Origin of the sequence: Pelagibacterium luteolum (assembly GCF_900100665.1) — a bacterium.
GTDB classification, from domain to species: Bacteria; Pseudomonadota; Alphaproteobacteria; order Rhizobiales; family Devosiaceae; genus Pelagibacterium; species Pelagibacterium luteolum.
On record NZ_FNCS01000033.1, the window covers coordinates 1 to 13,274 of the forward strand.

At 56.0% G+C, this 13,274-nt stretch carries 11 protein-coding genes; 5 read left to right on the forward strand and 6 right to left on the reverse strand.

Features of this window, described 5'->3' with window-relative positions; all coding sequences use genetic code 11:
• Positions 1 to 39 precede the first annotated feature (39 nt).
• Both BLR31_RS20770 and BLR31_RS20780 read right to left on the reverse strand, forming a co-directional pair.
• Positions 40 to 1,193, reverse strand: a protein-coding gene (locus BLR31_RS20770) for an IS3 family transposase (protein WP_425287290.1) whose coding sequence is annotated in 2 segments (ribosomal slippage) — positions 40 to 917 and positions 917 to 1,193 — 1,155 coding nt in all. Because the reading frame shifts where the segments join, the coding sequence is not laid out codon by codon here.
• Between the two features lie 1,306 nt (positions 1,194 to 2,499).
• Positions 2,500 to 2,691, reverse strand: coding sequence for a YodC family protein (locus BLR31_RS20780; RefSeq protein WP_176762797.1), 192 nt, complete (start codon positions 2,689 to 2,691; stop codon positions 2,500 to 2,502).
• Positions 2,692 to 2,822: 131 nt separating this feature from the next.
• On the opposite strand from BLR31_RS20780, the gene BLR31_RS20785 reads away from it, so the two are divergent.
• Complete coding sequence (locus tag BLR31_RS20785) at positions 2,823 to 3,041, forward strand: hypothetical protein (protein ID WP_090600342.1); 219 nt, start codon at positions 2,823 to 2,825, stop codon at positions 3,039 to 3,041.
• A 507-nt stretch (positions 3,042 to 3,548) separates the two neighbouring features.
• On the opposite strand, the gene BLR31_RS20790 is transcribed toward BLR31_RS20785, so the two are convergent.
• Positions 3,549 to 4,064: a response regulator transcription factor gene (locus BLR31_RS20790; protein ID WP_143009485.1), complete on the reverse strand. Its 516-nt coding sequence runs from the start codon at positions 4,062 to 4,064 to the stop codon at positions 3,549 to 3,551.
• A 230-nt stretch (positions 4,065 to 4,294) separates the two neighbouring features.
• Here BLR31_RS20790 and BLR31_RS20795 point away from each other — a divergent pair, with 230 nt between their 5' ends.
• Positions 4,295 to 5,842, forward strand: a complete 1,548-nt coding sequence (locus BLR31_RS20795; RefSeq protein WP_176762798.1) for a sensor histidine kinase — start codon at positions 4,295 to 4,297, stop codon at positions 5,840 to 5,842.
• Between the two features lie 908 nt (positions 5,843 to 6,750).
• Positions 6,751 to 8,478, forward strand: a complete 1,728-nt coding sequence (locus tag BLR31_RS20800; protein WP_090600353.1) for a PAS domain S-box protein — start codon at positions 6,751 to 6,753, stop codon at positions 8,476 to 8,478.
• Positions 8,479 to 9,109: 631 nt separating this feature from the next.
• Here the strand turns inward: BLR31_RS20800 and BLR31_RS20810 are convergent.
• Together BLR31_RS20810 and BLR31_RS20815 are read right to left on the reverse strand one after the other, a co-directional pair.
• Positions 9,110 to 9,445, reverse strand: coding sequence for a TolB family protein (locus BLR31_RS20810; protein WP_090600356.1), 336 nt, complete (start codon positions 9,443 to 9,445; stop codon positions 9,110 to 9,112).
• Positions 9,446 to 9,473: 28 nt separating this feature from the next.
• Positions 9,474 to 10,052 carry a TolB-like translocation protein gene (locus BLR31_RS20815; protein WP_090600359.1) on the reverse strand — a complete coding sequence of 193 codons (579 nt, stop codon included), beginning with the start codon at positions 10,050 to 10,052 and terminating at the stop codon, positions 9,474 to 9,476.
• A gap of 446 nt (positions 10,053 to 10,498) precedes the next feature.
• On the opposite strand from BLR31_RS20815, the gene BLR31_RS20820 reads away from it, so the two are divergent.
• Complete coding sequence (locus BLR31_RS20820; RefSeq protein WP_090600363.1) at positions 10,499 to 11,155, forward strand: PRC-barrel domain-containing protein; 657 nt, start codon at positions 10,499 to 10,501, stop codon at positions 11,153 to 11,155.
• Between the two features lie 1,190 nt (positions 11,156 to 12,345).
• Here BLR31_RS20820 and BLR31_RS20825 read toward each other — a convergent pair.
• Entirely contained in the window at positions 12,346 to 13,011 is a 666-nt protein-coding gene (locus BLR31_RS20825; protein ID WP_143009486.1) for a hypothetical protein, read from the reverse strand.
• A gap of 30 nt (positions 13,012 to 13,041) precedes the next feature.
• Here BLR31_RS20825 and BLR31_RS20830 point away from each other — a divergent pair.
• A partial coding sequence (locus BLR31_RS20830; protein ID WP_176762750.1) for a helix-turn-helix domain-containing protein occupies positions 13,042 to 13,274 on the forward strand: 233 nt, incomplete at its 3' end.

The window sequence follows — 13,274 nt, forward strand, 5'->3', positions numbered from 1 at the left end:
TGAGCTACTCCCCAATCGCTGGACAGATTTCGGCGTAATTTAAGCTACTCGTTGCACCTGCTGGTCGGGTTGGTTTTGCTCAATGCGCTGCCTATAGATCACGGCAGGCGGTTTGCCGCCAAGGGCGGAATGGGGGCGTCGGTGATTGTAGAATTCCATCCAGTCGCGGACGCCGGCGCGAGCCTGTGATCCGGTTTCCCAAGCGTGCAGATAAACGCATTCGTATTTGAGGGTGCGCCAGAGCCGCTCGACGAAGATGTTGTCGAGGAACCGGCCCTTGCCATCCATGGAGATGCGCACTCCCATTCGTCGCAACCGATCGGTCCAGGCAAATGACGTGAACTGGCTGCCCTGATCGGTATTCATGATCTCGGGTGGGCCGAACTTGTGAACAGCCTCATTCAACGCCTCAATGCAAAAGTCGGCCTCCAGCGTGTTCGAGATGCGCCATGCCAGCACCTTGCGGGTGTGCCAGTCCATGATGGCCACCAGGTAGAGAAAGCCCCGGCGCATCGGCAAATACGTGATATCCGCAGCCCAGGCCTGGTTGGGGCGCTCCACCCTCAACCCCTTCAGAAGATAGGGCCAGATCTTGTGCCCCTTGGCCGGTCTCGAGGTGTTTGGCTTCTGGTAAATCGGCATCAGACCCATGAGCCGCATCAGCCGACGCACGCGCTTCTCATTTATCAGGTGAGCTTCATTGCGTAGGTGCCAGGTCATCTGCCGGACTCCGAAGAAGGGGGTCTCCAGGAATTGCTCGTCGATCCTGCGCATCAGGGCGAGGTTGATCTCAGTCTCGCCTTTCGGCGTGTAGTAGAACGAGGAACGCGCGATCGACAGCAGCGTGCACTGCTTGCCAATCGAGAGCACGGGGTGAGCAGGTTCGATCATCCCCCGTCTCACTTCCCGCCCCAGGGCTTGAGCTTTCTGGACAAAAAATCGTTGGCGACGGCCAGCTCTCCGATCTTGGCGTGCAGATCCTTGACCTGTTCATCGTCAATCTCAGGCTTTTTGCGCCCGCCACGTTCGAACACACCCGATGCCCCTTCGAGCAACGCCCGTTTCCATTGGTGGATCATCGTGGGGTGGATTCCGAACCGGCTCGCCAATTCCGATACCGTCTCTTCGCCCTTCAATGCTTCCAGGGCGACCTTCGCCTTGAACTCGGGCGAATGCTGCTTGCGTTTCGACATCTCTGATCTCCATCGTCGAAGACCAGCAGACAACAATTTGTAGCTTACGTCAGTGCCCTATTTTCGGGGAGTAGCTCACTTTGGAGCTGCAAGATATATTGTGCTGAGGGCCTGGCACCGTTGATGCATGAACGGGCCTTGAACCTCGTCGCATACGACTCGTTTATGAAAGCCTCTCGACCTCAAGCGGGACCGTCCCCGAGAAAGCAATTAAGAAAAGGAGCGGTTTCTTTGCGTTATGCGTGCAACCTTAGCTCGAGATGCAGACGGACAATCTCAACAACGTGGCGTGAAACGGTCCGGTCCTGCTCCGGCTGGAAGGACCTGACCGCCTGGGCATCCGATCAGCACAAGCGGGAGAAGCGGCCGCATTTTCGGCCAGCGCTGTATGAAATTCTTCAAGTGCCTTAACTCAACACGACCTGACGCCAAAAATTTGGAAATAATTTCAACCTACGTTGGCTGCGTTCGCACACCCGGTCCTTGGCTGATCTGTTCTGCAAATGGCTGTAACACCTCATCCGTTTCTCTGAGGAAAAGCCGCTCGTTTGCTTTGGCTGCGAGCGTTGAAGATCGTATGGATGACCACCATCAAAGGCACTGTTCCGCCGTAGAGCGTGCGAGTCTCAGCTCCTTGCAAGAAAACGACAAGGTAACTTACGAGCTTGAGACGGGCCGAGACGGCAAAGTCTCGGCGTCCAACCTTTCGCTGGCGGAATAAGCGCTCGCATTATTGCATCGCATCTTGGAAGGCCGTCGCGTTGTCCGACGACCTTTTTGCTTGTGCGAAGTTCCGTTCCAACGATGCGCGCTTTGGAAAGGTGGCGTGTCCTATGATCGATCTGGCCCCGCCTTAGGTTTCAAAGCCTTCTTTTGGCTGCGAGGTGCGACCGCGTAAGGGCACATCATCTATGGAACTTTTTGCATTTGGGACCGCGGCATCGACCACGTTGGTGCTGGCGTATTGCCCCTCATGGCGTAGAACGTTGAGTTCCACGTATCGATGACTCCAGCAATACGTTGACCTATTTTACGCCTCTCAGCGCAACGACGACGCTTGGGGCGAGGACCATCTTTACGAAGTGGGTGTTACGTAGTCAGGCTAGAAAGCTAGGGTGTTCATCAGCGACGGCTCGGACCAGTGCCTTTACCATTTCCGCTTTGAGACCGCCGAGGGGTCTAAGCTCGAAGTAGCTGCATCGATACCTGCGAACTGAGCAGCTATACGGTAACTTGGTAATCGCAAATTCCAGTCGCGTCATGCAGGGAGGGCGCGCCATTTACTTTGACGAGTAATCGGCACTACCTATTTGGCAGCGACCGATGGCGTTTCCGTAAGAGCCGATGGATCGAACCGCCCGTTCGCCAGCTCGTAGCGTGAGCGGTCCTCGTTGAACCACTGGCAATCGATTTTGTTGTCGTTACCTGCCTCGCTTACCACGGTCATAGCTGGACCGCCAGATTTCAGTTTTACAACATCGCCCAGTTTGTAGGTCATGGTTGTTTGCCTCATTTTGCCTTTGCAGTTTGCCTTAGAAAATAGAAAAGGGGGTAAATAACCTTTTCTTAACCTTAAGCGGCTTGGTTAATCAAAGATTGGCTCGGACGAGACAGGATGTGTTGCTCAGCATGGACCATAACATCACTGCACTTGAGCGTGCATTCGAGCTGGCAAAATCGGGACGCTACCAGACCAACTCGGAGATAAAAAAAGTCCTGAAAAGCGAAGGGTATTCGACGGCCCAAGTGACCGGCACCGTGTTGATGCGGCAGCTGAGGGAACTAATGGCTGAGAACTTTAAGCGCGGCCACTCATCGAGAGGAGAGCACTCGCCTCCTGGCTCTTGAGGTCGCGTAGGGTCTTCGCTTCGGTCGAAAAGGCCCGCAGCAACGCTGCTAGACCTACTTGCATTCAGGTGATGCCGCACCCGCTATGTGTCGACCGGTCGTACTGGCGCAGGTTGACCTTCGCCTTGGAAACACAGACGGGTCGGGCGTGTCTGCCTGTGGTCAAATGATTGGTCCGGGTTAATCGTACTACTAGAGTAAGTCCTCGAGACGACGTGGGCGCAAGAGATGACGTTCCGCAATCCGCAGTAAGGAAATCAATTCACGCAGATTGTTATCTGGCCGGCAGCCGCCCAGCACCTGATCAGGTTCATCGGCCGATATTTAGGATCCGAAATCCGATCCATCCATCAAACGCGACACACTGGAGCGCGGCGTAATTCAATAAAGGCCAGTTCCGCATAATCGATAGTCTGGTCCCAATGATGGACGCGGGAAGTCATTCCCTTCTCCGGCATTACGAGCAGCACTTGCTGAAGGTCGCGCAGCTACCGGCCTCTTTGACTGTCAAACAGTCACGTTAAATCGCCGAAGTGCATCTATGATTTCCGCGTCGGTGAATGGCTTTCCGAGATAGATGTCATATTGCTCTTGCAGCTCAGGGCTTAGGCTCTCCTCGGGAACTGCGGTGGTGACGATGACGGGTACGGTAACCCCGGCCTCGCGCAATTTGCGCACCATGCTCAATCCGTCCAGTCGCGGCATCATGTAGTCAGTGACGATAATCTGAGGATTGAAGCTCGAAGCCAACTCCAGCCCCTCATCACCGTCATGAGCGAGCTGCACTCGGTACCCTTCGCTTTCCATCACCTCTTCCACAGAAATAGCGAGAAGGCTCTCATCCTCGACATAGAGAACACGGATCATCGGTAGCCGCCCGCCGCAGAGAATGTACTTGCGCCGCGCCAGCTGTTCAACGAAACAAGGTGTGGGGCCGTCCCGTACCTCTGGCCTCCAGCAAAGATTGACAATATGAATCCCCTGACTTGTAGTAATTGCCCCCGCACGTGGCGGTTCAGCCACGACCGGTTTGAACGCCTGTAGCGCTCTCTGGTTCCGTCAGACAAGAAAAGAGTCGAATGCCGGTTAACAAGGTTCAGTCTGGCAATGACCGCCCGACAAGATTTAAGCTGCGTCACCGGCTCTTGCTCTTAGTAGTCGTGGCGGTGCTACCCGCTTTTGTCATCGTCGTAGCGAACCAATCATCTTCTCGATCACTACGGTCCGCGGAGGTTGACGCATACGCCACCGAGATGACCGATATCGTTCGCAATGAGGTGTTGCGAGGTCTGACGGCAGCAGCAACTTTAATGCTCGCCATGGGGCGCGCTGCTATCGTTGAGGACAACAATGCAACAGAGTGTGAAAACTATGTCGGAGGGCTTCAACGCGACCTACCCACCGTCCTCGATATTGCAGTGGCAGACAAAACCGGCACCGTATATTGTCATTCTGGGGTTTCTACCACGGCCGATCTGCAGACTTCGATCGACATACTAGTGGATAGCGAATCGCCAGAAATAATCGTTGGAAATTACACTGCCACACCCGGAGGCGCGACATTGCCACTTGGTGTCGCTTTGCGAAGTCAAGAAGGAGAGGTCGAAGGTTATATTCAGCTCCATGTGAGCATGGCTGAGCTTGTTCGACTGGTGACGGCCGCTACTGCGAGCCTGGACACCAGCACCACAATCGTTAGCGACCGAAATGGCACCGTTCTGCTCAGCCTGTCCGAAGGACAAGTGGAACCGGGCGATCCGGTGCCTGAGCCATATGACGGCCTCGTCGAAAAATCCACTTCGGGCGCGGTACGGCTTTCGAACTCGCAAGGCGTTGCTCAGATCGTCGGCTATCGCCCGGCATCGGAGGATATACCGATTGCGACCGTCTTTGCCTTACCAGAGGAGCCGATGATGGCTCCGATTGATCGGGCCGCATTCACCAATTCAGTTATCGCGTTTGCTGGAGCAGCACTTGCCTTTCTGCTTGCATGGTTTATCGGCCTTGCCTTCATTCAGCGCCCCGTCCGCATCCTCAACCACACGCTCTCGGCACGAAAGGCGGGTGATCAGGGGGCGAGAACGGGACTTGGCCGAGATCGTTCTGAGCTTGGCATGATTGCTCGCTCGATGGACGAGCTGTTCGACGAATTGGACCACCGCAATGAACTCCAGCAGCGCACAGAGGAGCAGCGCGACCTCTACGCTAGGGAAGTCCAGCATCGCGTCAAGAACTTGCTCGCGATCATACAGGTTATTGCCAAGCAATCGTTGGCCCGCCCTGACGCGTCCTCAGAGGTTCGGGTTTTTGAGAACCGCATCAGCGCGATCATACAAACTAATACCAAGCTCCTCGCGCAGAGCGAGCGTGCGGGACTCGTGGAAGATCTGGTGCTGGATGCCATTACACCCTTTGTTGGCACAAACAGTGACAGGATCAAAGTTGCCGGACCTGATGTTAATCTGCGCGCCAAGGTCGCATCGGCTCTCGCCATGGCGTTGCACGAACTTGCGACGAACGCAGTTAAGTATGGCGCGCTCAGCACCCCCCAGGGTCGAATTCAAGTGCGATGGCGCGTAATTGAAGGCAGATTTGAGATGAGGTGGGAGGAACGCGGCGGACCAGCGACCGACGCTCCTAGCCAGCCTGGCTTCGGGAGTGTCTTGATCTCTCGGGTGCTACAGGCGGAGACACGTGGTGTCGTATCAACCGATTACGAACACGAGGGGTTTTCTTTTCGTCTTGTAGCATCGCTCAAGGATTTGCAACCAGTTCAGGATCATCCCGCCGTCCTTGTGTGACTGGTTCGGCCGGGAAGCCGGTCGTTGTTCGGTGCCATTGATTTCTCGGTCAATTCTGGTTACGTCTTAGCGTGCCGCCTAGGCAGCGTGGTCTTTGTCGATGACGAAAGCATGGGCGTGGCGAAACTCCCGCGGCGTCATTTCGGCGCTAGCAATAGGAGGATCGTTCGCACCAGATTGTCATCGACATGCGTGATGATCTGGGGATCGGCTTTCGATTACATGCGAAGCGCTGTGCCCACACTGATCGCGCCGATTGCTGCCATGGCGAAAAAGGCAAGCCCAAACCGAGGGTCGCACCCAGCCATCCTGCGATCGGGTAGGCCCAGCGCCAGCAGGCGTGCGAAAGGGCGAACTGTGCGGCAAAGATTGATGGCCGATCCTCGCAATGAGCCGATCCCCGCAACAAGCTACTCGATGGCGTGACGGCAGCAGAATAGACACCGCCGACCAGCAGCCAGAGGACGGGCAACATCGGAAAATTTGACACCAGGGCAACTGCGACCATCAGCGCGGCTGCAATCGCTGCTGCACTCAACTGACAGGACGCTCGGAGAACCGGTCAAGCAGCGATAGCAGGGCCAGAGCGACCACAGCATCTACCCGCCACCGAAGGCCGTCAGAGCCAGCCCAGTGTCTTGCTGGGTCAGGCCAAATTGCCATTGAACGAGTACGACGGCTGGCGCGCTTGAGGCACTTCACGATGGCGGGATGAGACGGGTGCGGCGGATGTGAGTTCATTTTCACACCACATCCCCTGGGGGGACATGCCAAGCGGAGTTGTGCGCTTACGTCGGTGGCGCGGCCATCTGCAGATGCGCGACTTTGAGTAGGTCGACAAACATGTAGTGCGCTCGGGGGCCATCGGGTAACGTGCGATTGAATTGAGTGTCGACCACAGAGGCCCCATGACCGACGACGACCGGTTCGCAGAGATTGCCAATGCTGCGCCATTTCCGATGTGGCGTTCGGATGAGCAAGGCAACTGCACCGTGCTCAATCGAGCATGGTCGATTGTCACGGGCCAGACACTGCAAGCTGGGCTAAGAAAGGGGTGGATGGAGTACATTCATCCTGGCGATATCGATGCGATAAAAGCAAAGTTCCGAAAGGCCTCGCTTCAGCGCTCTGCCTACCAGGCAGAATATAGGCTCAGGCATGCTGACGGCGTCTATCGCTGGATGGTTGACAGCGCAACGCCCCGATTGGACGGCAAAGGACGTTTGTTGGGGTACATCGGGTCGCTGGTTGACATTGGGGATCGCAAGGCCGCGGAAATTGAGCTCGTCCAAGCCGAACGCCGCCTGCGTATCGCGACAGAAGCAGCCGGCATTGGGATCTGGGAGTGGGATCTGGCGACCAACATCTTCGCATGTTCGCCGCGTGCAATCGAGATTTTCGGGTTCAGTCCTGATGATCAAATTAGCTTCGATCATTTTCGCGCGGTGATGCATCCGGACGACTTGGAAAAGGTTCAGACAGCCTCCCAGCGGGCTCTCGACCCCAATATTCGCGACTCACAACCATATCGATACCGCATTCTTCGAGCTGACACGGGGGAAGTGCGGTGGGTTCTTGCTCATGCCGAGGCATCCTTTGATCAAGCGGGCGCAACCGCGAATCGATATACAGGAACGTTTCAGGACGTAACGGACGCTTACGTCGCCGAGCAAGAATTGCGCGACAGTGAGGCCAGACTGCGAATGGCGCTCGATGCTGCCGGTCTTGTGGTTTGGGAAGTGGATTTACAATCCAACCGCGTCACGCCTTCGTCCGATCTGAACCTTTTTTTTGGCTTCGCCCCCGAAGATGAGCCCACGCTGGACCAGCTCCACGATCGATATGCACCTGGAGAGAAAGAAAGGCTCGCCCAGCTTGGAGAGAATGCCCGCGCAAAGGGTGAGACAGCCCTAAGCACAGAATTTCGCTTTGTGATGAGAGATGGAGACCAGAGGTGGGCTCTGCTACTTGCGCAAGCGGCGCCACCAACACCCAGGAGCGGACCGCGCGCTATTGGCGTGTTGATGGACATAACCGAGCGGAAGCGAAACGAGGAACGGCTCGAGGCGATCGCGGGCGAGCTCGAGCATCGCGTGAAAAACTCCCTGAGCGTTGCGCAGTCACTAGCAATGCAGACCTTTCGAGGGATTCCCAGTGCGAAAGAACCGCTTGAGCGTTTCTTGGACCGCGTGCAAGCACTTGCCTCCGCCACGCATGCGCTGGCTGCAAACCACGGAGCAGGCGCCGAACTGTCGACACTAGTTCAAGAGATCACGGCGCCCTACCGTGACAAAATCCAAGATCCTTTTCACATACATGGTGGTTCAGCCCTATTGGACGCTCAATCAGCGACGGCTTGCAGCATGGCCCTCCACGAACTGTGCACGAATGCGGCCAAATACGGTGCTTTGACTGTTCCCCAAGGCCTCATTGAGATTTGCTGGAAACATGCAGACGACACGGTCGAACTCAAATGGATCGAAAGCAAGGGGCCGGCGGTAACTGAACCAAGACAGAAAGGATTTGGGACAAAGTTACTCGCGACTTTATTTCCGGCCGGGGCCGTTGAGCACACATTCGACCGGCGGGGGGTTAGGTGTTCGATAAGGCTTCCCGCGTCCGAATATCGTCTATGAAGTCCATCCAGGTTGAACAAAGCAAGCTCTAGCGTAGCTTGCGGAACAATCTGAGCTTTTCGCCAAGCTGGGCTTCCGTCAAGGGTTTGCCCAAGCGTGGCAAGCGATACGTTCTCATGCTCGACGGCGATCTGCTCCTGACGGACCTTTTATGAACACGCTGTCAATGCCGCGCTCCTTGAGCCAAGCGGCGGCTTGGGGCCGGTTGGGCCATCCTTGAGGTCGATATCGACGAGGACGCCGTCGACCTCAAGGTCCTGGAATATTTCCTGCAACTGGGTGAAGCTTCGGCTGACCCGACGAATATATGGCCCGGATCCTCGATCCATCTGCTCGACACGGAAAAAAATCAAGGGATTGTCCTCCAGATAGAAAAATACAGATCGGTCTAGAGGGCTGGGACGGCGTGGGGTCTTGCATAAGGCACTAACGTCGTCGATCGATTTAAGTTTCTGCCGATATTTGCGAAAGGGGTCCGTCTGCCGAGGCTGTCTGTTACCAGGCGCTTGTTCGATCCGTCCGCTTCCATGAGCATGATCTACCCATAAGGCTGGAAGGTATAGTCGTAGATCGCGGCCTCATCGCGGAACCCGTACTGAGCGGTCGAATAGGCAATCTTGCCATCGGGGGTTCACACCAAATGAGCATCCGTGGCGCGCGCGTGCGAGAGTTGGGTATACTCGGTGCCGTCAGGACGGATCTTGCAGATGTGGTAGTGGGCCCAGCCGAACTCGCGCGTGAAGGTGATCCACTCGCCGTCAGGAGCCCAGCCAGGCATATTGTCGATCGAGGTGGTTAAGGTCCGAACGGTTTTGTCGTCGACATCGTCGATGCGCAACCCGCCGTCATTCTTGCTCCACACCCGGTAGACGATTTCCAGGCCATCGGTGGAGTAATTGGGAAAGCCTGCGTACTCGGTGCCGTCCGTCAGGTCTTCGTAGTAGGAGCCATCCGCCTTGACCCTCATGATCTTGGCGGTCGCGCCCCAACGGGCGTCAAACCTGCGGCCAAGTCCAAACGCAATTCATTCGCCGTCTGGGGATCAGGTGGACTGAAAAGCCCCAATCAAACCCTTCTTGTTCTGGATCGGATCTAGCCCCCTGCCAGTGACCTTGAAGACGACACGCCGATCCGAGCCGTCTGCATTGCAGGTTGCGACCGAAGAATTGCCATTCTGCTTTCCCGTTATCGCCAGTTTGCCTGATGCGATAGGGCCGGAAAGACGTCGGTCGAGCGGTATTCCCAGTCTGCGTCCAGCTATGGAGGGGTTTGCCTTGGGCGCGCCAGGAGAAGTTCACTTTTTCATAGACGACCTTCTTTCCATCCGGCGACCAGCAGGGTGAACGCAGCGCGCGGAATAGCGGGTCAACGCCGGCGGTATAATAAAGGCCAGTCTGCGGCCTCTCATAGTTCATCCAGGCTAGGTCGGTCTCGCGCAGATCCGTGTCCATACCGATCCCCTTGAGGTAGTAGGCTACGGTGCCATCCGGCAGGATTTGAGGATTGATCTTGAGGCCCGGTCCTTCGGTGTGGACGATACGGTCGCCACCGGTGGCGAAGTCGACTGAGACCATCTGCGAAAATGCCGTTGGAAATCTTCTCGAGACGGCGCGAGTACCAATTGTGCTCTCGCTCCATCTCAAAAAAACTACCCACTTGCCGTCAGGTGAAACTTTGGGGGTGCCCAGTGCGTGATCGTCCTTGAACGCGATCTGGCGGAAACCCTTGCCATCATGCGCGTTTTGATGACCCCAACGAACTCAGAACGGCACCCTGCCAGAGCAGCGCAGGGACTTCAGCAACGAGTTTCAAGGATTTCTTAAGCAATTGCGGCGTCAGGGCGAGGCGACACGTAAGTAGAGGATCGTCTGACAGCTACATCCTTAGGCGAATTTGCGGATCGGCCGGGAATTAACCTGTGCAACCGCAAAGTGTTATTTTGAACGCATACGCATCGGCTTTGTTGGCAAACGGGGCTCGTATTGAGCTTCTCGTATCGTGCTAACAACAGGACAGGTAGATGCTTCGTATCATACTCGCAACGACCGCTTTGGCTGCAATGGGAACTACGGGCGCTTTGGCCCAGGCGCAAGAGGCAGGTCAGCAGGACGAACCAAGGCTTCAGCTTGAATCGCAGCAGTCGGCACAACCGGCTGGCGTTGGATCCATGGCTCAAGGCCAGCAGGTTGTCGTAAATAGTGGCGACACGATTGTTATCCAACCAAATCAGTCAGGCTCCTTTACGCTGAATTTTGAATTTATTCAGACAGGTGGCGCCGCCATGAACGCTCAGGCTCAGCCCGCGGCAGTCGCCGCTCAGAACCTTCAACAGGGAGACCCAGAGCACCTCTCAACTGAAAACCTAATCGGTTCTGATGTGTTCGGAGCCAACGATGAAAACATCGGCAATGTCGCGGATGTGGTGCTATCCGCTGAAGGAGAGATTGACGCCATGGTGGTGGACGTCGGCGGCTTCTTGGGGATCGGATCTCGGCAGGTCGCCATCGGTGTTGATAATCTAAGCTTCATGATCGACAACGGTCAGAACTGGTATGTATTCACCCCATTTACTCAAGAAGAACTAGAGGCCCAGCCCGAATACAACCAGGAGACGTATGGCGATCAGCGTCAGGATCAACGTCTTACAGCCCAGCCGATGCAGGAATCGCGGCAGTAAGCCGCCATCGACTCACTGAAATCGCTATTGACCCGTGCTCCCGCGCGGGTCTTTTGTTGAGAAGGCTCGAGAGGAACGCTCAGAGGCTGCGGCGTGTGGCGCGGGTTAGCCCCGCTATGACGACACAATCTAGACGTACCTCTAGCGGAAGGTAAGGCAGCCGGAACTAATGTAATTCTGTCGCGAGATTTTTTGGCATCGAGCCCAGCCCTCGATGTCTAAGCGGATGATTCCTATGCCCGTCGGCGGACCCATGGAAGCGGCTCTGGAGGTGTTGGTGGTCCCTCCAACCGCGCATGATACCCCGAGTCGTGCACTTTGGTTTTCGTAAGCCGAAGCCAATCACCGGATGAAGACCGTAAGCGGCTGGGTTCAGCAGAATTGGAGACCGCCCGTCCTTGAGTTGGGAAGGGGCCGGACGAGCGGTCGGTAGGCATGTGGCCATCGCGCTGCCACTGCTATCTAACTTTGCATGAGGAAATCGGTTGCGCACAACAACCTGAGTTATGAGTGTCGGCACTTAAAGATTAGCGATCCGACACCTTGCGGGACTGGCAAGAAGTACCGACCGCAAGTTACCGGTCTCGACCGGCGGGCAGCAAACGACCCATTCATTTTACATTCCGCAACTTCTTTGACGCTCTTTAGCTGCAAGTTTTGACGTGGCCAGTTTTCCCACAATGCGCCACTCATCAGCCGTGCAAAGTGAGCCGCGCCCGTTCAGGCGGGTCTCTCTATTCCTTACTAACGGATGACTGATGAACAGCGACGCATTAACGATGTTATGCGAGCGACACTTGGCGATCTAACGTAGCCCCCTGATTGGTGGCACATGCAATCGGCTGGCAGTTAGGCGTAGAAAATGAGATGCCCGAATTTGGCTCTTCCATATGTGCGGGCGTGTTCGTCTGCACCGGGCTCGCTCGTGCAACGAAGGTGCCTCAGTGGCTATTACGTCAATGGCTGAAACCCAAATCCTTCGCAATCTGCTCGCTGCCACGGGTATTTTGCCATATCTGGCCGTAGACAGCCATTGCAAGTCGACCGTAAGGACTGTCAGGGGTTTGATCTAGCGCTGGGCTGCACCAAGTTTCAGGAAAACAAGAAAAGCAGCCCAAAGATCCCTGAACCTATTGAAAAAGGTAGGAGTCGCCCGTCACTACCCGCTGGCAGTTCATCCTTAAGGATGTTCAAGAGCATCCCTCCGGCGAGGAATGAAAACTGGCGATCACGAGCGGTTGAGGCAAAACATTCGCAGCTCCCGCGAACGCCCCACCTAAAACCGCGCCAGACATGATCCATTGCCCCACATTGTCGTACAGGGTTCGGTGCTTGGCTCGAAGATTTTGATCCACCGAAAAGAAGTGAAGTACCAGCACGCCATAGAGGGTTCCTCCGGCCAGCGAATTCCGTGGCGGATAGCCGATGACCATATATCCGATCAGGCAATTATAGAGCCCGAAGGCAGCAATGTGGACGAAAAACAGCAGGCCGGCGGGCTGAGCGTGCCGTTGACGCCCATTCGGATGGTTGCTCGCGCGCGTAAATTTTTCCACACCATAATAGGCGCACGTCCCAGCAAGGGCGGTCACAAACACCCATTCGGCGTACTGCCAGCGCTCGGCTTCCTGGCCAACGCTCACTGCATGTCGAGCAATGACCGGGAGGATATGGATGAAAACATAGGCCAGTGCTGCGCCGCTGACAAAACTCTTCCAGCTCATTCGAAATTTTTCGGGCGCGTTCACGTACCTTGCCAACACGTGCACCAGTGCCAAAATGCAAGGCGCTCCTAGAGCGGCACCCGAGCTGAATGAATCGGTGCGGGTTCCCAAATCAACGCGTTTCTGATTCATCATGTTTGCCGGGTGAGGAGGCCGGCGGACATGTCGAAAGCTTTGTCACTCGATCTCCGGACGCGTGTTCTTGCCGCCGTGGCCAGCGGGCTCAGCCATCGCCAGGCAGCTGAACGCTTTGGTGTCAGTGCGGCAAGTGTGAGCCGCTGGAGGGCGCGCCAGCGTGATCAGGGAGCGCCTCTTCCCAAGGCCTTGGGAGGTGATCGTCGATCTGGACGCATCGACGCCTGCAAGGTTTTGATCCTATCGCTGCTCGAGGAGAC

Coding starts and splice junctions, on each gene's coding strand:
- BLR31_RS20780 (WP_176762797.1), bottom strand. CDS start 2,691: ATGACCTACAAACTGGGCGATGTTGTAAAACTGAAATCTGGCGGTCCA.
- BLR31_RS20785 (WP_090600342.1), top strand. CDS start 2,823: ATGGACCATAACATCACTGCACTTGAGCGTGCATTCGAGCTGGCAAAA.
- BLR31_RS20795 (WP_176762798.1), top strand. CDS start 4,295: ATGACCGATATCGTTCGCAATGAGGTGTTGCGAGGTCTGACGGCAGCA.
- BLR31_RS20800 (WP_090600353.1), top strand. CDS start 6,751: ATGACCGACGACGACCGGTTCGCAGAGATTGCCAATGCTGCGCCATTT.
- BLR31_RS20810 (WP_090600356.1), bottom strand. CDS start 9,445: ATGAGGGTCAAGGCGGATGGCTCCTACTACGAAGACCTGACGGACGGC.
- BLR31_RS20815 (WP_090600359.1), bottom strand. CDS start 10,052: ATGGTCTCAGTCGACTTCGCCACCGGTGGCGACCGTATCGTCCACACC.
- BLR31_RS20820 (WP_090600363.1), top strand. CDS start 10,499: ATGCTTCGTATCATACTCGCAACGACCGCTTTGGCTGCAATGGGAACT.
- BLR31_RS20825 (WP_143009486.1), bottom strand. CDS start 13,011: ATGAATCAGAAACGCGTTGATTTGGGAACCCGCACCGATTCATTCAGC.